This is a genomic window from Aphanizomenon sp. UHCC 0183 (assembly GCF_009712065.1).
GTDB classification, from domain to species: domain Bacteria; phylum Cyanobacteriota; class Cyanobacteriia; order Cyanobacteriales; family Nostocaceae; genus Dolichospermum; species Dolichospermum heterosporum.
Genome location: NZ_VILC01000180.1, coordinates 4,646 through 25,362 on the forward strand (window position 1 = coordinate 4,646; position 20,717 = coordinate 25,362).

21 protein-coding genes are annotated in these 20,717 nt (G+C 36.8%); 7 read left to right on the forward strand and 14 right to left on the reverse strand.

Features of this window, described 5'->3' with window-relative positions; genetic code table 11:
- The first annotated feature begins 244 nt into the window (after positions 1 to 244).
- The 3 genes from lgt to FJR37_RS26010 all read left to right on the forward strand — a co-directional run bounded on the left by lgt (position 245) and on the right by FJR37_RS26010 (position 7,728).
- A complete protein-coding gene (gene lgt / locus FJR37_RS26000) occupies positions 245 to 1,120 on the forward strand; it encodes a prolipoprotein diacylglyceryl transferase (protein WP_039202763.1) in 876 nt (291 codons plus the stop codon).
- A gap of 126 nt (positions 1,121 to 1,246) precedes the next feature.
- Entirely contained in the window at positions 1,247 to 2,062 is an 816-nt protein-coding gene (gene cobM / locus FJR37_RS26005) for a precorrin-4 C(11)-methyltransferase (protein WP_168467509.1), read from the forward strand.
- 254 nt (positions 2,063 to 2,316) lie between these two features.
- Positions 2,317 to 7,728, forward strand: a complete 5,412-nt coding sequence (locus FJR37_RS26010; protein ID WP_168467510.1) for an ATP-binding sensor histidine kinase — start codon at positions 2,317 to 2,319, stop codon at positions 7,726 to 7,728.
- Positions 7,729 to 7,775: 47 nt separating this feature from the next.
- On the opposite strand, the gene FJR37_RS26015 is transcribed toward FJR37_RS26010, so the two are convergent.
- The 13 genes from FJR37_RS26015 to FJR37_RS27930 form a co-directional block, all read right to left on the reverse strand.
- A complete protein-coding gene (locus tag FJR37_RS26015; RefSeq protein ID WP_039202759.1) occupies positions 7,776 to 8,822 on the reverse strand; it encodes a DUF1611 domain-containing protein in 1,047 nt (348 codons plus the stop codon).
- Positions 8,806 to 9,858: a dipeptide epimerase gene (locus FJR37_RS26020; protein ID WP_039202757.1), complete on the reverse strand. Its 1,053-nt coding sequence runs from the start codon at positions 9,856 to 9,858 to the stop codon at positions 8,806 to 8,808. Before FJR37_RS26020 ends, FJR37_RS26015 begins: the two co-directional genes overlap by 17 nt.
- Before the next feature lie 213 nt (positions 9,859 to 10,071).
- On the reverse strand, positions 10,072 to 10,293 hold the full coding sequence (locus FJR37_RS26025) for a type II toxin-antitoxin system HicA family toxin (protein ID WP_027400857.1): 222 nt from the start codon (positions 10,291 to 10,293) through the stop codon (positions 10,072 to 10,074).
- On the reverse strand, positions 10,290 to 10,508 hold the full coding sequence (locus FJR37_RS26030) for a type II toxin-antitoxin system HicB family antitoxin (RefSeq protein WP_027400858.1): 219 nt from the start codon (positions 10,506 to 10,508) through the stop codon (positions 10,290 to 10,292). The genes FJR37_RS26025 and FJR37_RS26030 overlap by 4 nt, the downstream gene beginning before the upstream one ends.
- Positions 10,509 to 10,765: 257 nt before the next feature.
- Positions 10,766 to 11,056, reverse strand: coding sequence for a hypothetical protein (locus FJR37_RS26035; RefSeq protein ID WP_027400859.1), 291 nt, complete (start codon positions 11,054 to 11,056; stop codon positions 10,766 to 10,768).
- A 79-nt stretch (positions 11,057 to 11,135) separates the two neighbouring features.
- The gene (locus FJR37_RS26040; RefSeq protein ID WP_051424211.1) at positions 11,136 to 11,351 is read right to left on the reverse strand and encodes a type II toxin-antitoxin system HicB family antitoxin; all 216 of its coding nucleotides are present in this window, start codon (positions 11,349 to 11,351) and stop codon (positions 11,136 to 11,138) included.
- A 60-nt stretch (positions 11,352 to 11,411) separates the two neighbouring features.
- On the reverse strand, positions 11,412 to 12,035 hold the full coding sequence (locus FJR37_RS26045; protein ID WP_039202756.1) for a DUF4276 family protein: 624 nt from the start codon (positions 12,033 to 12,035) through the stop codon (positions 11,412 to 11,414).
- Positions 12,032 to 13,144, reverse strand: coding sequence for an AAA family ATPase (locus tag FJR37_RS26050; RefSeq protein ID WP_027400862.1), 1,113 nt, complete (start codon positions 13,142 to 13,144; stop codon positions 12,032 to 12,034). The genes FJR37_RS26045 and FJR37_RS26050 overlap by 4 nt, the downstream gene beginning before the upstream one ends.
- A 6-nt stretch (positions 13,145 to 13,150) precedes the next feature.
- Entirely contained in the window at positions 13,151 to 13,987 is an 837-nt protein-coding gene (locus FJR37_RS26055; protein ID WP_168467511.1) for a hypothetical protein, read from the reverse strand.
- Complete coding sequence (locus FJR37_RS26060) at positions 13,980 to 14,216, reverse strand: type II toxin-antitoxin system HicA family toxin (protein ID WP_027400864.1); 237 nt, start codon at positions 14,214 to 14,216, stop codon at positions 13,980 to 13,982. Before FJR37_RS26060 ends, FJR37_RS26055 begins: the two co-directional genes overlap by 8 nt.
- Positions 14,209 to 14,433: a type II toxin-antitoxin system HicB family antitoxin gene (locus tag FJR37_RS26065; RefSeq protein ID WP_027400865.1), complete on the reverse strand. Its 225-nt coding sequence runs from the start codon at positions 14,431 to 14,433 to the stop codon at positions 14,209 to 14,211. The genes FJR37_RS26060 and FJR37_RS26065 overlap by 8 nt, the downstream gene beginning before the upstream one ends.
- A gap of 396 nt (positions 14,434 to 14,829) precedes the next feature.
- Positions 14,830 to 15,006, reverse strand: coding sequence for a twin-arginine translocase TatA/TatE family subunit (locus FJR37_RS26070; protein WP_027400866.1), 177 nt, complete (start codon positions 15,004 to 15,006; stop codon positions 14,830 to 14,832).
- Positions 15,007 to 15,380: 374 nt separating this feature from the next.
- Positions 15,381 to 15,512, reverse strand: coding sequence for a hypothetical protein (locus tag FJR37_RS27930; RefSeq protein ID WP_340626593.1), 132 nt, complete (start codon positions 15,510 to 15,512; stop codon positions 15,381 to 15,383).
- Positions 15,513 to 15,932: 420 nt separating this feature from the next.
- Between FJR37_RS27930 and cbiT the strand changes: the two genes are divergently transcribed.
- Both cbiT and FJR37_RS26085 read left to right on the forward strand, forming a co-directional pair.
- Entirely contained in the window at positions 15,933 to 16,535 is a 603-nt protein-coding gene (cbiT, locus tag FJR37_RS26080) for a precorrin-6Y C5,15-methyltransferase subunit CbiT (protein WP_168467512.1), read from the forward strand.
- Between the two features lie 734 nt (positions 16,536 to 17,269).
- Positions 17,270 to 18,160 (forward strand): phosphatidate cytidylyltransferase, encoded by an 891-nt coding sequence (locus FJR37_RS26085; RefSeq protein WP_053539016.1) that lies wholly within the window; start codon positions 17,270 to 17,272, stop codon positions 18,158 to 18,160.
- A 103-nt stretch (positions 18,161 to 18,263) separates the two neighbouring features.
- Here the strand turns inward: FJR37_RS26085 and FJR37_RS26090 are convergent, their stop codons facing one another.
- Entirely contained in the window at positions 18,264 to 18,977 is a 714-nt protein-coding gene (locus FJR37_RS26090) for a DUF2993 domain-containing protein (protein ID WP_168467513.1), read from the reverse strand.
- 142 nt (positions 18,978 to 19,119) lie between these two features.
- Between FJR37_RS26090 and FJR37_RS26095 the strand changes: the two genes are divergently transcribed.
- Together FJR37_RS26095 and FJR37_RS26100 are read left to right on the forward strand one after the other, a co-directional pair.
- The gene (locus tag FJR37_RS26095) at positions 19,120 to 19,893 is read left to right on the forward strand and encodes a pseudouridine synthase (RefSeq protein WP_168467514.1); all 774 of its coding nucleotides are present in this window, start codon (positions 19,120 to 19,122) and stop codon (positions 19,891 to 19,893) included.
- 16 nt (positions 19,894 to 19,909) lie between these two features.
- Positions 19,910 to 20,686 carry a RodZ domain-containing protein gene (locus FJR37_RS26100; protein WP_039202746.1) on the forward strand — a complete coding sequence of 259 codons (777 nt, stop codon included), beginning with the start codon at positions 19,910 to 19,912 and terminating at the stop codon, positions 20,684 to 20,686.
- The last annotated feature ends 31 nt before the right edge of the window (positions 20,687 to 20,717 follow it).

Here is a 20,717-nt window from a genome sequence, read left to right on the forward strand (position 1 = left end):
AGGTGGGGGAGGTGGGGGAGGTGGGGGAGGTGGGGGAGGTAGGGGAGGTAGGGGAGGTAGGGGAGGTGGGGGAGGAATTTTACTAATGACAACGAACAACGAACAACTGACAACTGACAACTGACAACTGACAACTGACTAATGATTTTAATTTTGCTGAATTACTTATCGCTATAGTGACTAAGACGTACTATATTATTGTGTTTCATCTCCATAGATTTCAAATTCCTATAGGTAATTTTGTATGGTAGTGGATTTTTCTGTTTTGCCTTTGGGGTTTTTATTTACTTCTCCTGGTCCGATTGTGGTTAAATTGGGACCAATTGTTATTCGTTGGTATGGGTTGTTGATTGCTTCTGCTGTGTTACTTGGTGTTAGTCTTTCTCAATACTTAGCCAAGCGTCGTCATCTGAATCCAGATTTAATCAGTGATTTATCAATTTGGTTGGTGATTGGGGCTATTCCTGCCGCTAGATTGTATTATGTTTTGTTTCAGTGGCCAGAATATTCTCAACACCCGGAACGGATAATTGCAATTTGGCAAGGGGGTATTGCGATTCATGGGGCAATTATTGGCGGTGCGATCGCGGCGTTAATTTTTGCTAGATTGAATAAGGTATCTTTTTGGCAATTGACTGATTTGGTTGCCCCTTCCTTAATACTAGGGCAAGCCATTGGTCGGTGGGGAAATTTTTTCAACTCGGAAGCTTTTGGCAGACCAACTAATTTACCTTGGAAATTATATATTCCCCCAGATCGTCGTCCTTTGGATTTCGTGAATTTTGAATATTTCCATCCCACTTTTCTGTATGAATCCCTGTGGAATTTAATGGTGTTTGCATTGTTGCTAACTTTGTTTTTTCGAGCTTTATCTAAAAAACCCCGGTTGAAGGTAGGAACGTTATTTTTAGTTTACTGGGTTGCCTATAGCTTGGGACGGATTTGGATTGAAGGTTTACGCACAGATAGCTTAATGCTAGGACCTTTACGGATGGCACAAATGGTAAGTTTAGGGGGAATGACTTTAGGATTATTTGGTTTAGCTTGGCTGTATATATTCAAGCGTTCTTTACCTGATGTTGTTTCTCCACTCAATGGAGAAAAAAATGCCCCAGAGTAATTAATCTCCAGGGCTTAACCAGGGTGCATCTACCATCTATTTCTACTAGGCAAAGTGGCTGAATCCGGAAGGGTACTCAGGAAATGCTAAAAGTTTTTTTTTGCAGGGTTTTGAAAGGGGACATTGATGAGTGAATCTACTAGTAATTTAAGTTTTTCTAAGTATCCAAATTCCTTAGAACCTGCGGTTTATATTGTCGGTGCTGGACCAGGAGATCCTGATTTATTAACGGTTAGGGCGCAAAAGTTGTTGGCTGCGGCTGATGTGATTTTATTTGCAGATTCTTTAATTCCCGAACAGATTTTAGATATTTGTCGTGCAGATGCGGAAATTATCAAAACGGCAAATCGGACTTTGGAAGAAATTTTACCATTGATGATTGATGCCGTGCGATCGCATAAATCAGTGGTCAGGCTACATTCTGGTGATCCTAGTCTGTATAGTGCTATTCATGAACAAATGCAGCTATTAGCCGATGCGGATATTCCTTTTGAAGTTATCCCTGGTATCAGTGCCTTTCAAGCTGCCGCAGCTAAATTGAAAATAGAGTTAACTGTCCCTGGTTTAGTCCAAACTATTATTCTCACTCGCATTAGCGGTCGTACCCATGTCCCTGATACTGAAGAGTTAGCAGCTTTAGCCGCCCATCGTGCCAGTTTATGTTTATATTTAAGTGTGAGTCATATTACTGAAGCCCAAGAGAAATTATTAGAACATTATGATCCAGATACTCCAGTAGCAATTTGCTATCGCTTAGGCTGGCCAGATGAAAAAATCCGGGTTGTAAATTTAGCACAAATCGCAGATTGTACCCATGAAGAAAAATTACGGCGAACTACACTTTATGTCATCAGTCCCGCACTACTACCAGTAAGTGGGCGCTCCCGCTTATATCACCCCGAACATAATCATTTATTCCGTGCATCCCATAATCTTGGCTAGTACCGCAAGGCGGAAGTCAAAAGTCAAAAGTCAAAAGTCAAAAGTCAAAATGAAGACAGTATAGGCTTCTGGAGGATTTAGAATGGTTGGTTTATTTACGCCGTTTTGTACTAATAGTTCGTCAAATAAATTTTGACGGGTAATAAAAAAAAACTTCTGTTCTCCCCTCCCCCACCTCCCCTCCCTCCCCCACCTCCCCCACCTCCCCCACCTCCCCTCCCCCCCTGAAGATGGAATATCTCTGAAAAAACAAGATGAACAAAAGTAATATCTGTATAGTTACTATTCCTGGGTATACAATTACTGAACTTATTTATGCTAGTAAAAAAACTACAGTTTATCGTGGTCAACAGCAAACAACACAGATTTCAGTTATTATCAAGATTCTCAACGCAGAATATCCCCGGTTGCAGGATTTAATAGCATTTAAAAATCAATTTGCTATTAGTCAACAAATAGATCACCCAAATATTATTAAATGTTATGCCCTAGAAAAATATGGTAATAGTTATGCCATAATCTTAGAAGATTTTAGTGGTATATCGTTGAGTGAATATACCAATTTACAAAAATTAGATATTAACTCTTTTATATCTATTGCGATCGCAATTACTAAAGCATTAGAGTTTCTGTATGCCAAGAAAATTATTCATAAGGACATTAAGCCCAGAAATATTCTAATTAATCCCCAAACTCAGAAAATCAAGCTGATAGATTTTGGTATTTCCTCCCTATTACCTAAAGAAACTGCGGACATCCAAAGCCAGAATGTGTTATCAGGGACACTTACCTATATGTCTCCAGAACAAACAGGAAGAATGAATAGAAGCATAGATTACCGCACTGATTTTTATTCTTTAGGAGTAACTTTTTATGAATTACTCACAGGACAATTACCTTTTTATAGTCCAAACCATTTAGAATTGATATATTACCATCTGGCAAAAGAACCTATTAATGCTAGAGAAATTAATCCCCAAATTCCTCAAGTTTTAGCAGATGTCATTACTAAGTTAATGGCAAAAAACCCTGATGATAGATATCAAACAGCTAGAGGAATTAGATATGATCTAGAAATATGTCAAAAAATGTTATTAACTGAAGGTGAAATTAATAACTTTGAATTAGCAAAACGAGATATCAGTGATAGGTTTCTGATTCATAACAGACTATATGGTAGAGAACAGGAAATTATTACTTTATTAAAGGCTTTTGAGAACGTCAGTGCTGGTAATAAAGAATTAATGTTAGTGGCAGGTTTTTCTGGGATTGGTAAAACTGCTGTCGTTAATGAAGTTCATAAACCAATTGTGCGGAAAAAAGGTTATTTTATCTCTGGTAAATATGATCAATTTCAGCGAAATATTCCCTTTTCTGCATTAGTGCAAGCATTTCGCAGTCTCATGAGACAACTGCTAACTGAAAATACAGTACAGTTACAAGAGTGGAAGATTCAGGTATTATCAGCTTTGGGAGAACAAGCACAGGTAATTATTGATGTCATTCCTGAACTAGAAAATATTATTGGTCAGCAATCACCAGTTCCTGAACTGACGGGAAATGCTTCAGAAAATCGCTTTAATTTATTATTTAGTAAGTTTATTCAGGTATTTGCTACAGGTGAACATCCATTAGTCATTTTCTTAGATGATTTACAATGGGCTGATATAGCTTCTTTAAAATTAATAAAATTATTAATGTGTGAAAAATACACAAAATATTTATTATTAATTGGAGCATATCGAGATAATGAAGTCAATCCGGGACATCCTTTAATCACAACTTTAGATAATATTCGTCAAGAAAATATCACAATTAATCAGATTATTTTGCAAGCTTTAGATAAATCTCATATTAGACTATTAGTTACAGATACTCTATCTTGTCCGAAATTACATAACCAAGACCTAACAGAACTACTTTTAAGAACCACTCAAGGTAATCCATTTTTTACCAATCAGTTACTTAAATCATTACATGAAGATGGATTAATTACTTTTAATTTTAGCCTTGGTTATTGGCAGTGTGATATAAATGCAGCCAAAGCTTTATATCATAATGATGATATTGTTAATTTTCTTAAAATCCAATTACAAAAATTACCTAAAAATACTCAAGATATTTTAAAAATAGCTGCTTGTATTGGCAACCAATTTGATTTATCTACCCTGGCTATAGTTTGTGAAAAATCCCAAATACAAATAGCGGCTGAATTATGGGATGCTTTGCAAGAAGAACTGATTATTCCCCAAAATGAAGCATATAAATTTTTTACGGGCGAAGAATCAGTATTTGATGTTTTTAACTTAAATTTCCCGGTTAATAACACTGAATTAATTTTCGCTAAATATAAATTTTTTCATGACCGAGTTCAGCAAGCAGCTTATGTCCTAATTTCTGATGTTGATAAATTAGCAATGCACTTAAAAATTGGTCAGTTACTATTAAAAAATACCAATGCTGCGGAACTGGAAGAGAAGATATTTGAGATAGTTAACCAGTTAAATATTGGGGTTGAATTAATTACTAATCAGTCAGAAAGACATGAATTAGCTAAATTAAATTTAATTGCTGGTTGTAAAGCAAAATCTTCTACCGCTTATGAATCTGCTATTAGATATTTAAAGGTAGGCTTGGAACTTTTAGCAATAAATAGTTGGGAAGATGAGTATGAATTAACTTTAAATATTTACACAGAAATCGCAGAAGCAGAATATTTAAATGTTGATTTTGAGCAAGCAGAAATATATATAGAAGTAGTTAAACAAAATGCTACCAGTCTTATAGATCAAGTAAAAGTGTATGAAGCACAAATACAAATCTATATGTCTCAATTGCAACTACAAAGAGCAATAGAGACAGGGTTGAATTTAGTCAACTTGCTGGGAGTAAATTTAGAAAAAACACCTCCACAAAACTTAAATGTTGATGATTTAATCAATTTACCAGAGATGATAGCTACTGATAAACTTGCGGTGATGCGGATTTTAACTAATCTGACTGCTGCTAGTTATTTTGTTAATCCAGAATTATTCCCAGTTATTATCTTTACCATGATCAATCTATCAGTAAACTATGGTAATTCCCCGTTTTCTGCTCCTGGATATGTGAATTATGGGGTGATACTCTGCGGTTTTGTTGCTGATATTGAAACTGGATATCGTTATGGTGAATTGGCTTTAAATATATTAGATAAATTTGATGGTAGAACAGTTAAATGTCGAGTTATGCTAATGTGGGCTTGCAATGTCCTATTTTGGAAAAAACATCTCAAAACAGTAGTAAGTAGCCTACAAGAAGCCTTACAAAGCGGAATAGAAACTGGAGATTTAGAATATTCTGGTTACTGCTCGTCAATGTATAACATGAATATGATTTTCAGTGGTGAAAACTTATCCTATGTATTTGAGCAGTTAAAAAGTCATATACTTTTAATGTATAGCTTGAAGCAAGAAGGTACCGTTTTACTACATAAGCTATGGTATCAGCTAGTTTTTAATTTTGCAGAAATTAATGAAACCAAACAAACATTTGATGGTGAGTTATTTGATGAATCTCAAATATTACCAATTTTGATCGCATCTAAAGCATCAACTGTAATATTTTCATTATATTTAGCAAAAACTATATTTTATTACTTCTCTGGTTTGACCAGTATTGCTGTTGAGAATGGGATTCAAGGTGAAGCTTATTTAGAATGTGTAGTGGGACAAGTTACTACGAGTCAATATAATTTTTATTATTCTTTATCTCTTTTAGCTGAATATGATCAGCAGTCTGTGAGTGGACAAAAACAATATTTAGAAAAGGTTTTATCCAATCAAGAGAAAATGAAAAATTGGGCTGTTCATGCACCCATGAATTTTCAACATAAATATGAATTAATAGAAGCAGAAAAAGCGAGAGTGTTAGGAAATAATTGGCAAGCAATAGAGCTTTATGACCAAGCAATTATTGGAGCTAAAAAACACAAATATCTTCATGAAGAAGCACTAGCTAATGAACTAGCAGCTAAATTTTACCTGAGCTTTAATAAAGAGAAAATTGCTAAAACTTATTTAATAGATGCTTATTATTGTTATGCTAATTGGGGAGCTAGGGCTAAAATTGAGAGTTTAGAAACAACCTATCCTCATTTGCTTGAACCTATTATTAATCAAACTAAAACTAAATTAACAGCCGGTGAAGTAAGTACACTTATTAGTAAACCTAGTTTGACGGGTGTTTCTGCATTATTAGATTTAGAAACTGTGACTAAAGCATCCTTAGCCATTGCTTCAGAAATTCAGATAGATAAGTTATTATATACTCTCATGCAGGTAATATCAGAGAATGTTGCCGCCAATAAATCTGCATTAATTTTGCAAAAAGAGGGAAATTTAATATTAGTAGCTCAATGTATGAATGAACATGAATATAAATTTTCTACTACACCAATTAACGATAGCCAAGATTTACCATTAAGTATTATTAATTATGTAGCAAATATGCAAGAATATTTATTAATTAGTGATGCTACAAATGATCAGGATTTTGCCAATGATTCATACATTATTCAGCATCAATCCAAATCTATATTATGCAATCCTATTTTGAATAAAGGGCAATTAATTGGTATTCTTTATTTAGAAAATAATCTAACTGTGGATGCTTTCACTATTGACAGATTAAGAATATTAAATCTCCTATCTTCTCAAGCTGCTATTTCCCTAGAAAATGCCCAACTCTATAGTAATTTAGAAGAAAAAGTCACCCAAAGAACTCAGGAATTAAATGAAAATAATCTGCATTTAGAACAAACACTACATGAGTTAAAAGCCACACAATCCCAACTAATCCAAACGGAGAAAATGTCCAGTTTAGGACGAATGGTAGCGGGTATTGCCCATGAAATTAATAATCCTATAAATTTCATCTATGCGAACATTGAACACGCTAGTAATTATACTGAATCTATTATCAATTTACTGAATATATATCAACAAGAATATCCTAGTCACTCAGCTACTATTGAAAAATATAAACAAGACAATGATTTTGATTTTGTTATTCAAGATTTACCTAGAATTCTTGATTCAATGACAGTAGGTTCAGAACGGATTCGGAAGATTATTTTAAGTTTACGTAATTTTTCCCGCCTTGACGAGTCCGAAATGAAACCTGTAGATATCCATGAGGGAATTGATAGTACATTAATGATTTTAGAAACTCGATTCCAAGAAAAGTTAGGCTATTCTAGCAATGTAGTCATTAAAAATTATGGTAATCTTCCCTTAGTCCAATGTTATGCTTCTCAACTAAATCAGGTATTTATGAATATCATTAGTAATGCCATTGATGTTCTCAAACAGCGTGAAAAAAGTTTATCTACCGCAGAACTCAAGAATAATCCTAACCAGATCATTATTCGCACTCAAATCATTAATAATAATTGGGTACAAATTGCCATTAAAGATAATGGTATGGGGATAAATCCCGAAATTAAACAACGCATATTTGATCCTTTTTTCACCACCAAACCTGTAGGAGAAGGTACAGGTTTAGGACTATCAATCAGTTATCAAATTATCGTAGATAAACACAGTGGTAAATTAGATTGTATCTCTGCACCCGGAAAAGGAACAGAATTTATCATTGAAATTCCCATAAAACTCCACCAACCATAAAACGCCTACTCTCCGCGCCTCTGCGCCTCTGCGTGCAAAAAAAATATTCAACTCTGCATAACAGCATCCAATAATAACCCAGCCCCAAACCGAACAGGATCTGTACAAGGTAACTTAGTTTCTGCTATAATTTGAGCGATCGCATTTTTCGCCTCCACTTCCCCCAAATTCCGAGTATTCAAAGCAATTCCCACCACAGGAACAGGACGAAAAGCCCCCGCACCACTAGCAACAATTTCATACATCCGAATCACCTCAGATAACGCTGGAATTGGTATATGAGGATTATTACGGTTATGGGTTTGTCCTGCTTGATGCACCAATATTAAATGTGTAGGTTGAGAACCGCGAATTAACGGTAAAGTAGCCGTTGAGCCAGGGTGTAAAAGAGAACCTTGCCCCTCAATTTGCAAAATGTCGTAATGTTGACCAAAACGCATCACCAACTGTTCCACCGCACCCGCAGCAAAATCCACCCGCACAGCGTCTAAAGCCACCCCTTCCCCTTCCAACATTAACCCAGTTTGACCAGTAGCCAAAAACTTAGAACGGATACCCTGCAACTTAGCCACCCGGTGTAATTCCAGACTGGTAGACATTTTACCAATAGCCATATCCGTTCCCACCGTCAACACCCGCCGACAGGGCAGAGTTTGCGCCATTGCCGATGCTACATCTAAATTAGCTGGTTCTTTGCGGACATCCCAAATTAATTGTCCTGGTTTCAGGAGAGCATTTAACTCCGGTATATTTGCCATTGGTGTATGTAACCCATTTACCAAAGACATTCCCGCCTTGAGGGCATCTTTGATATCCAGCCAATAATCATCAGGAACAGCACCACCTTTAGGTGCAATCCCAATTACTAGAACTTCCGGTTTATACTGTAAAGCTGCTGTCACAGATGCCACAATTGGCGCATCTCGCTGAATACCTGTTAACTCGACTAAAGACTTACCTACAGATTCTCTATCAATCACCGCCACAATGGGGGACTCGCTGTAGCGTAAAATTGACAACCCTGTTTTTCCTTGAACTCCAGTAATTCCCTCATGAAGAAGAATTGCTATTTTTTGATTAAGCGACAGACGCACAGTGTTTCACTCCCAAACCAGGTAAATTATTCGGCAAAACTCGCCCATTTTCTACCACTGCACCAGTAAAAGGATCATCAATTAGATTTAAGTGACTATCTAAATCCAAATAATCAGCCAGTGGTGCAAGTTGTAAAGCGGCGGTATTAGCAAGACAACTATCAGAATAACAGCCAAACATGATTTGTAAATTATGGGCTTTGGCTGTATGCACCATCCGCATGGCTTCAGTGATTCCCCCAGATTTCATTAATTTGATATTAATGCCATCAACATGATTAGCTAATTGGGGAATATCCGCACTGGTAAAGCAACTTTCATCTACAAAAATTGGTAAGGGGGAATGTTTTTTCAATTCGGCTAAATTTGCTTCTTCACCCCTTGCTAATGGCTGTTCTACATACTTTATTCCCAAATCAGCTAACCAATTACACATATTTACAGCATCGGTTAAATTCCAACCTCCGTTAGCATCAACAAGTATATCTTTTCCGTCCGCTTCTTCCCGTACCGCTAAGAGCATTTTTTGATCTGCTTCTATTCCCTCGGTTGAACCTAATTTGACTTTTAACAACTGCACATCCATAAATTGTAACCAGTCTCCCGTCCTTGCCCTTGCACCTGCTGGGGAATTAATGCCAATTGTTACCGATGTTGGGGCGATCGCATTTTTATCCAGTCCCCACAGTTGCCACAATGGCAAATTCACACGCTTACCCAACCAATCATGTAATGCCATATCCACAGCCGCTTTGACTGCGGACGGAATTTGCATTTGTTCTAATAGTGCCTCAATTTCCTGCCGTTGCCAAGGGCTATATTTTTGTAAAGTAGGTATGATTTGCTGCAAAGTTTCCTGGGTTTTCTCCGTAGATTGCCTATGGTTGCCTACACCAAAAGGAGATGCTTCTCCCCAACCTGTAATTCCTTCTGCGGTAATTTGTAACCAGATATTTGTTGTTTGTGCTGTTGTCCCCCGACTAATTGTGAGGGGAAATCGTTTGTTGACGGTGAAGGTTTGAAAATTGATTTGCATAAATATAAGTAGGTGAACACAATAAAACCAAACTGTGTAAAGAAATGTAAAATCGCCCAAACCCTCTTCACTCTTGCCTCTTGCCTCTTGCCTTTTGCCTTGCCATAACGACAATTTTCAACGCTCACCTACTTATTCAATAGGGAATAGTGACAAGAAATAGAAATTATGAAATGAGTGGGAAAATGTTCAGGTTATGGCTTTGTTGCTATTTCACAATAGTTCAATAAATTCATCCACACTCAAACCCGCTTGTCGAATAATCCCACGCAAAGTACCTCTATCTAGTTCTTTATGATCTGGTACAGATATTGTGGTTCTAGGTTCTTCACGAACCATTATAATGTGACTTCCTCTTTGCCTATCCACAACAAAGCCGATTTTTTCTAGTGCTTTTACACACTCTAAACCTGAGATTATAGGTAATTTACTCACACCAGCACAACCTCAACTGTATCTTCTGGAACAGGTTCATTTCTGTCTTGCAAAACTTCAATGTAGAGAGATATTGCCTCTTCTATATTAGCTAAAGCTTCCTCACGAGTTTTACCCTGACTAATACAACCGGGTAAACTGGGTACTTCGACAACAAAATACCCATCTTCACCATGAGATAACAGCACTTTCCGTTGAGATTTTATTGTTACCATAGTTCAATCAAGTTCTCCATGAAATAACAAACCTAGTTACAAATATTTTATTCTGGTAAATCATTTATATCATATAACTTTATTTGCCAGTTTGCTTGGTGTATTTTACATTGAGTTGGATGTTTGAAATACTATGTTGATTATGCAAATTACAAACCGTGATGTAAAATGTTTACGATATAAAGAAACTTCCAACAATATACATTATGATGCAATTTACAGTATTCTACTCTTGGCAATCTGATTTAGATTCATCACTATAAGTTAAGTCCTAAACCAGAAAATTTTTCTATGTCTCCTGGGGATAAATTTAAAAGTGGTTGGATGGTATATAGATAAGTTTGGATATCGTAATAAAATTCATTCAGAAAGTCTATTAAAAACCGTTTTTTATCAAGAAGTTCATTTTTATATTTAGATAGTGTATTTAGAATTTCTTTAATCCTAACTGCCAATTCAATTTCTCCTCTAAACAGAGATGCACGTCTTAAAGGTTGTAGTCTGAGCTTAATCTCGTTTGCTTGTAATCTAGTCCTATATGCCGACAAGTTAAATCTCCATTCGGGGTTGTTTTGTTAATTTTATGCGATTTTGGATCTCAATTGTATCAAAAAGGGGTATTTCAGATTAATATCCCATCAATACCGTATCTTCTGGAATAGGTTCATTTCTGTCTTGCAAAACTTCAATGTAGAGAGATATTGCCTCTTCTATGTTAGCTAAAGCTTCTTCACGAGTCTTACCCTGACTAATACAACCGGGTAAACTGGGTACTTCGACAACAAAATACCCATCTTCACCATGAGATAACAGCACGAGTCCTATATCTACATTGTTATTCATAAAATTTCCATCCTGTAAATCCTTAAATCCTAGACATCCTGATTCTGACAAAATAGTTAACTACTTAATGTTTTCCAGTTTTGTTAACCATTTATCGAAATGCTGACACTGTTTACGTATTGTATCCAATCCGATATCCATAGCAATTAAAGAACCATGTAACGGTTTATCATATCCAGGACAACATCGAAGAATACGTTTAGAAGGTGCTGTTATCGGACTATCATTAATATGTTCAGGTGAAGAAAAGGATTCACGTTCACGCTGTAGCTGTTCTACTATGTTTTGATCAAACCATCCTAAAAAAGATTGTGGATTACTATAGAGAAGTCCCTCAAACTCATGCACCAATAAATTAGGAATAAAATTTTGGACTCCAATATCTACACCCATTTGTTGTTCAAGATATTCAGCTTTCTCAAAAATATTAGCTGTAGTGGGAATAGAACTTTTACCGGGAAAATCTTTTGGTAGTCCATACAAATCTAACATCGTAGTTACAAAAGCGGTGCTATCTTCAGAACATTTACGATATAATTCTTTTCTGATTTTTCCATAAGTTACCGCACCTCCTAGAAGTATAGAATTAACATATATGTTTTGTTGCAAAAAATGATTGTAAAGTAATTCTCTGACAAAAGTTTCTTCCGTTTGTCCTTCTACAAAAATATTGACTCGCATCATCTTGAAGGTCTACCTCCAATAATGTTCTTTTTCCACAATTCTCCTAAAGTATAATCTTCTAACCACTCTTGTAAATCATCCTCATCCAATCTACGCAGTAATGATTTACCATCTTTTCTATCTACAATAATCACATCATTTGCTGTAAATTCATTTAATAATTCTACAGATTGAGTAGAAACAATTACTTGTTTTTCTCTAGAAGCAGCACGTATTAAAGATGCTAAAATAGTAATTGCATAAGGATGAAGACCTAACTCTGGTTCATCAACTAAAATAGTTTCTGGTTGTAAAACAGTAGGTTGTAAAAATACCGTTGCTAAACATATAAAACGCAGCGTTCCATCTGAAAGCAAATGAGCTTTAAAAGGAATATCTTGACCTTGTTCAAACCATTCTAACTCTATTAGATCCTGATTGTGTGGAGAAGGACGCAATAAAAAATCACCAAAGAACGGTGCGACAAGTCTGATTGTTTTAACAATTTGTTGATAAGATTGGGAATAGTTATTTTTCAATAAATACAAAAAAGCCGCCAAATTGCGAGCATCTGGACGCAGATAAATATTATCATTAATAGGAGCAGCTTGTTTTACATAGGCACTATCGCTGGTGTCATGAAAATGATAAACTCGCCATTGCTGCATAGTAGATAATATATCTTTATCCTTTTTTGTCCCAGTTCCTTTAAAAGCCTGAGTTTCAAAATTACCACTACCTATTAGTGCTTGTGTTTGCATTATCGAGTTACCACTACTCCTCCAGCCAAAAGATTCTTTAGAAAACATCAGACGGTTATCTTGAGTTGGTTCAAGAGTGGCAAGGTATCTATTATTGCCAAAATATAGTTCAATCTCTAATTGTTCAGTTGTTTTTCGACCAAAATGCAGCATTGTGTCCGGTCCACCTTGACGACTAACAAAAACTTGCAAATGTCCATCAAGTATCTCTTGAACCATGCGAAAAAAGCTGATAAAATTGGATTTTCCTGCGCCATTGCAGCCAATTAGTATATTGAGTTGAGTAAGTTCAAGATTACATTCTGCAATAGATTTAAAGCCCTTCAAAACAATCCTTGATAGTTGTTTTTTATTAATCAACTTTGCCATAGTTTTTTATTCAGGTAAAGCATCTAAATCAGATAACTTAACTTGCCAGCTTGCTTTCTCAATTTTTTCCAAATACTCCTTTATTAAGTTAAATTCTTGATAGCTAAAATTTGGATTATTATAATTCTCTCTTTCATTAACTATTTCTTCTTCTGGATTTGAACCATTTATGATATACAAGTAATAATCAAAAGAGTCAAAACATTTGACTGCTCCGAACCTTACTACATAATCTCCAGCACTAGCTATTCCTCTTAGATTATAAACATTACCCACCTGCTCTATCGTAAATTCACCTTGAAATTGCCAAGTTTTTCTAATTACTCCATTGTAAATTTTCTCCAGTAATTTTTGTATATATTCTAAACGCGTAATTTTTTCCTCGTGCATATTAAAAATCATTTGTTCCGACATATTTTCTCCTTGTTCATTATTTTGCAAAGCTAAAATCCGTTGTTTAGCTAAGTTCAAAATCTCTTGATGATTTATTTCTGATTGTTTTACATCTTGTAATTCTAACCTTTCAACTAAATAACTATAAAGTTCTAAAGATTTTTCATAATTCTCTGGCTGATTCAACAAATCATCACCAGCTTTTAAAGTATCAAAAGCAAATTGATAATTCTCCTGCTGACAATGATGATAAAAAGCATCTATATAATCTGTTAAATCATCTTCCCAATCCCAATTTTCTAGCCAATCACCTTCTATATCATCAAGATAAAGATGAATATAATCAGAACCATAAGTTTGTTTATCTAGCTGCAACTGTTGGGATGCTTCTAGATACTTTTCATCTACCTCGGAAGTTGACTGATTATAAATACTTACATTCTTAGTCATCTTTATTTATTTCTTCTTCTGTGTTCTCAACTGCAAAAGCTTCAATAGCAGTAAAAACTTGTTGTACTGTTTTCGGATGTAGAATCTTACCTGAATGAAAAGGAATCACTACTCTAACATTTTCTCGAAAATAAATTCTGTGACTACCTTTGCTTCTCATTTCTATAAAACCAGCATTTAATAGTAATTTTTCAGATTCTTTGGCAGTTAGTCGCGGCAGTTTAGGCAACTTTCACCTCCAAAGTCATAGTTAATATGTCTTTGTGCTGAAGTGCTTGTTTCTCAAATTCTGATAATGTTTCTATATATAATTCAACAGCTTCTTTGATATTTGCTTGTACTGTTTCTAATGAATCACCTTCAGATTGACATCCAGGAAGTTCAGGACAATAAGCATAATAGCCATGTTCATCTTTTTCAATGACAATACTAACTTTATAGGACATAAGTAACTTCTATTTGATGATTAATGACTGACTATTATATCATAGTTCATTATTTTGCATATCTATAGGAATCCGGTTTGATTCCTGATAGCGTTCACGCAGTGTGCCGTTCGCGGTAGCGTGCCGGAGGCATCAGGCATAGCGTGGCGTTAGCCATATTTTCCTACGTAGGAAGGCAAGAGGCAATCATGCAAGAGGTAAGAGGATTCAAGAATATAAAGGTGTACCGAGTTCCGTTCAAAAATCAAATAGGAGTCCTATAGCACAGGTTGGCGGAAATAAGATAACTATTAAAAGCTCGGAAATTGGTTGATTACAAGGCTTGAAAATGGTTCATTTACTTAAGCTGCACGGTACTAGTTAAAGATATTTATTCTGGGAAATAATTTGTTTTTCTTAATCGAAGTTTTCTTTGTCTGAATGATCATCTTCATTAGATTTTTTCATTCCTTCTTGTAAATTTCTGAGACTTTTTCCCAAGACTCCTCCCAACTCAGGAATTTTCTTCGGTCCAAAAATCAAAATCGCAACTATGGCAATAATCCCTACTTCCGGCCAGCCTAATCCAAACATGATGATTTTCCTCTTGAGTCACTGTAATTATACTAAAAACGGGTGAGATTTAAACTTTTGCCAAATGACAAAGAACCCAGATGTGTAGGGGTAAAGCAAAAGCTTATTGGTGTCAACTTAACGTAAAACATCTATCCCGCAAATCCCGCAAAGAACTCAAGTCGTCTCATTCCCAGTCTCTGACTGGGAATGAATTCTAGAAGGCTCTGCCTTCAATAATATTAGAGGCAGAGCCTCATCAACTGCATTCCTAGTCAGAGACTAGGAACGAGATGTGGTAGGGATTTGAGCTTAAGTTGACACCAATGAAGCTCATGCTTTACCCCTACGTTTAGAATCAAACAGTCAAGCCGTTTTGGGTATAACTATAGAATTTATTCTGCTATAATTGGCATATTTAACCAATAACTTAATTCCCTGGCTAACCATTCCAGTTCTCCTACCGATTTAATCGGAAAATTATTAACACTAAACTCAAATTTTTCTACCCCTGCCCAAATTACCAATTTTGCAGGTACTTGAGTTTTATTCCCGTCTGAGTCTTTAGTAAAATATTGGGGTGCATAAACCAGTTTATTAATACTTTCTCTGGAAACTGAACGACAATTCTGATAGCGCAGCGTGGCGTTATACTCAAAACGGCTAGAAGCTGGACTTTTTTACCATACAAAGAACAAGGCTCAAAGCCTCTCCAATTATAAAAGCTGCTCCTTTTCCCTCCCTTGTAGGGGAGGGTCAGGGAGGGGTGCGGGGAGAGGTTTACCAGAGGGGTTTCATATTTGGTTAAACTATGAACCGTTTGCAGTATAGTCATACTTCTAGCCCTCACAGATAACTTTTTCAGCAGACTCTACTTAATACCAAAATTATCGTCCCTATTTCCAATTGTTAAATTTTAATTGTTAATTGTTAATTGTTAATTGCTTATGCCTTCCCCACTTTGGCCTTACATCACCCCAGGTATTCCCGACGAATTATTTGAGAATTTACCAGGTATTCCTCTGAGTCAGCGAGAATTAAGATTGTTGTTGATTTCCCAATTACGACTACAAGCTGATTCGGTATTGTGGGATATTGGTGCAGGAACAGGTACAATTCCTATAGAGGTAGGTTTATTGTGTCCCCAAGGACGGGTAATTGCTATCGAAAGGGACGAGGATGTTGCTAATCTAATTAGACGCAACTGCGATCGCTTTGAAGTCAAAAATGTCGAAGTCATTGAAGGTAGCGCTCCAGAATGCTTAGACCAAATCAAGTCAGTACCTGATCGCATCTGCATTGAGGGAGGAAAAGCCATACAGGATATTGTCCAAGCTGCATGGCAGTATTTACCAACATCTGGTCGAGTGGTCGCCACTGCTGCTAATCTAGAAAATCTGTATACCATTTCTCAAAGCTTTTCTCAGTTAAGAGTTAGGAATATTGAAGTTGTCCAATCAGCAGTTAATCGCTTAGAAACACGGGGCTATTCTCAAACATTTGTAGCAGCCGATCCCATTTTCATTCTCAGTGGTGAGAAACTAGAGTGAACTACTCCGCCGTAAAACGGACGGAGCTTCCCAATTCATCGGGAATAGCCGCTAGAACTCCATAGTTCTATGGGTCTGACATTCCCTCCAAGGGCAGGAGTCCTGATTCCCAAGACCCAAATCTTTCTCTGGCGACACTTACCTATCAGCTTGGTTTTCGCTTACGGCATTGATGGTCAAGATACACGATATCTTACCAAAAAATCCTGGCGATTCCTCATCCCCTGCTCACAACAGCTTATCGCGGGTCGTGTGGAAGCCACTTGGCTTCAGACAGTGGAGGAAACACGCCACGAGTGGTTTTAACCACCGTGAAAAATGATAAAATTAAACTGTGAGTAGGAATAATCATCTACGTTTTGAAGTGTTTTGTAAGGAGCAACCCCTGATTTACCTCGTACCTGCACTGCAACTCTGGGTAAACAAGTAATGGGAAAACATGGAGCGTACCGAACTGGCTTGTGATGAACTCGGAAAGCATTAATTGAATCCTAAGTAAGCGCAATTGCAATACTTCTCGTGCTAGTAGTTGTTTTGAGCGTCTAGGGGGATATTTGACTATCCCTTTTAAGTTAGATCTTAGAGAATCTGCGTGTCTTCAGACCGCAGAGTGTCAAAATCCCCACATTAGGAGTACATTGAAGCTGGGGACTTCCACAAATTGTTAAATTCCTTCGGTTTTCGGTTTTGGGTTGCATCCAAAATCCAAAATCTAAAATCCCAAATATTACCCTATGCCCTGGTCTCGAATTATTAGTGGAATTGTTGCAATTATCATGGCGCTATCTGCAACCCTATTGGGGGGTTGGTATTTTACGATAGCGATCGCTATTGTCGTATTTTTAGGTCAACAAGAATATTTTAATTTGGTTCGCTCTAGAGGCATAACACCCTCAGTTAAAACTACCATGATTGTTAGTCAAGTTCTACTGGCAATTTGTACTCTGAATGGTAGTTTAGCTGATGCAATTATGCCCATAGCCGGGACGCTTATTTGTTTTTACCTACTTTTTCAACCCAAATTAGCCACCATTGCGGATATTTCCGCGTCTATTATGGGTTTATTTTATGTAGGTTACTTACCAAGTTACTGGGTCAGGTTACGGGGCATTGATCATGCTATTAGCAGTAATTTACCTTTAGGTGGTTATTGGCCATCTAATTGGCAAGATATCGGACAAGGCAATTTGACTGCCTTTCCCACAGGTTTAACTGCGACTATCCTCACGTTCTTATGTATTTGGGCTGCGGATATTGGCGCTTATACTTTTGGTAAATTCTTTGGGAAAACTCGGTTATCAGATATTAGTCCCAAAAAAACCGTAGAAGGTGCAGTTTTTGGCATTAGTGCTAGTGTCGCTGTTGCGATCACAGGAGCTTACTTTCTCAATTTTCCCGACTGGTTAATCACTGGTTTCACATTGGGTCTAATTATTGGTATTGCTAGTTTGTTAGGTGACTTAACAGAATCTTTGCTCAAACGTGATGCTGGTGTCAAGGATTCAGGACAATTGATCCCTGGTCATGGAGGGATTTTAGATCGCACCGATAGCTATATTTTTACTGCTCCTTTAGTGTATTATTTCGTTACATTACTTTTACCTTTATTAGAAAAAACGCTGTAACAGGAACTAAGATAAGATTTAATCTCTACTTGCCCACATCACTCACAATAGCCATATAATTTAAACTAAATTCAGGGAATATTGAATTTTGATTTTTTAATGATTATGGGTTAATATTAATACGTCCATAACAACTTAGTTGTTCTGGTATCAGAGAAATTTTTTCGATATCAACATCTGTTCCCAGATTTATAATATAAGGAGAATTCTTTTCTAACAGCACCTCTTGATCGGTCTTGATCCGAACTTGTGTTAATTGTAGTTCTTGACCATTGAGCAGTTCTAAGCCTAAATAAATATTGAAAAATGCCCCTTCTATCTCAGAGACTGGGATACCATTCAGGATCAATATCTGATTGTCAAGGGTGATTTTTCGCCAAGTAATGTCCTTGGAATTTAGGCTATATTCTGCTAGTAGTGGAAGCAGTACATCATTTAGAGCCGTTAATAATAATGGAGATGACAGAGAATTATTAAGATCCTGTTCAGCGATTATCAGCTTACCAACTACAGGTACTATTGCTGATAATTGTAAAGGCTGTCCTTTCAAAATTGAAGCCACATTCAGTTGGATCTGTTCTGCCTGAAGTTCAATTTGTGTAGCATGAAGACCTTGATACACGGCATTACTAGCAAAAATTGATAATCCAGGAATACAACCAGACAGCAATTGGCGATCGCTTGCTGTAATCTGTACCTCTAAATGAGATACTTGATTCAATTGGCTTCTTAACCAAAGCTTAATCGCTGATGTTAAAACTTTTGTAATAATCCTGACTTTGCTGTTATTTTTATTTGGGGAACTTGGTTCTGTCATTTTTCGACGGTTATATCAATGTAAATATGCTCAAAACTTGAGTATCTTAAACAAACCTTAACTTTAACATGGAAGTTTGTTAACAACAAAATGCAAACATTAGCAGTATAAAAATATTCAGCGAAAAAATCACAATTTAAACATGGAGGCACGGTTACAAAAAATTCTCGCTCAATGGGGTATCGCCTCACGACGTGAAGCTGAAGAAATGATTAGGCAATCACGAGTATGTGTGAATGGGGTAGTAGCACATTTAGGACAAAAAGTCGATCCTCACCAAGATAAAATCTCTATAGATGGTCAACCTGTACTGGGAGAACAGCGTCCATCCAAAATGTATCTATTAGTGCATAAACCAGCAGGAATTGTCTCCACTTGTCATGATCCCCAAGGAAGACCGACGGTTTTGGATCTCCTCCCGTTAGCATTAAGAACCGGATGGGGTATTCACCCGGTTGGCCGTTTGGATGTAGACTCGACAGGAGCATTGATTTTAACCAATGATGGAGAATTGACCTATGGACTTACCCATCCCAGTCATAGTATTTCCAAGACCTACCGTGTTGTAGTTCAAGGACATCCCCCAGCAAAGGTTCTCGAAAAATGGAGTCAGGGTATAGTTCTGGAAGGAAGAATCACAAGACCTGCTCAGGTGCATTTGATTGAAAATTATATTGATCAAAGCTGTTTAGAGATAGTTTTACAAGAAGGAAGAAACCGTCAAATTCGTCGTATAGCCGAACAGTTGGGATATCCAGTCATTAAGCTACATCGCACGGCTATTGGTTCAATTCAGTTAAAAACATCAACAACAGCATCCTTGCCATCTGGTAAATACCGTCATCTTAGTCAGGATGAAATTAGTTTTTTAAATAAGCAGATAATTCGCACACCTATTAAGACAAAGCCGAGTTAAGGAGTAAAAGAAAAACATGAAATGGTTCAGAAAGAAGGGTAAACAGTCAATCAAACCTTCTATCAAGGAACATCAAGCCGAAAAGTTAGGGCAACTTGGCTCTCAACTAGCTTCGCTACGGCAGGAACAGGGTTTAACTCTAGATGAGTTAGTTGTATTCACCAGGATTCCTCGAAGACTTTTACGAGCCATTGAAGAAGGTAATTTAAGCGACTTACCAGAACCGATCTATGTTCAAGGCTTAATTAGACAGTTTGCAGACGCTTTAGGAATTCGGGGTGGGGAATTTGCTAGTCATTTCCCCATTGGTTCTCAATCAGTAAGTATTCAATCCAATTGGAACGTACAAGCTGTTCCTCAATTACGTCCTATTCATCTTTACCTGCTTTATATTGGGCTGATTTTCTGCTCTGTTAACGGGTTATCCCAGTTGTTGAATAATTCCACTTTGCAAGCAAACAATCGCCAAATTCAACCAAAAATTGTAACCCAATTGGCAGGGGAAGAAGCTGCTAATAATACATTTATCAACAAGCAAGGGGATCAATCCGTACAAATTGGTGTCACATTAAAAGCTTCATCTTGGATTAGCGTGGTTACAGATGGTAAAACAGCCTTTGAGGGAGTTTTACCACAAGGTTCTAGCCGCACCTGGAACGCCACCGAGCAACTGACAGTAAAAACTGATAATGCCGGTGGTGTGTTAATGAGTGTGAATCAGCAAGAAGCAAAGGAAATGGGAGAAATCGGCAAAGCTCAAGAAATCAACATCGCTGCCAAACCAAACCTATAGGAGTCAGGAGTCACCGAGTCAGGAGTCAGTA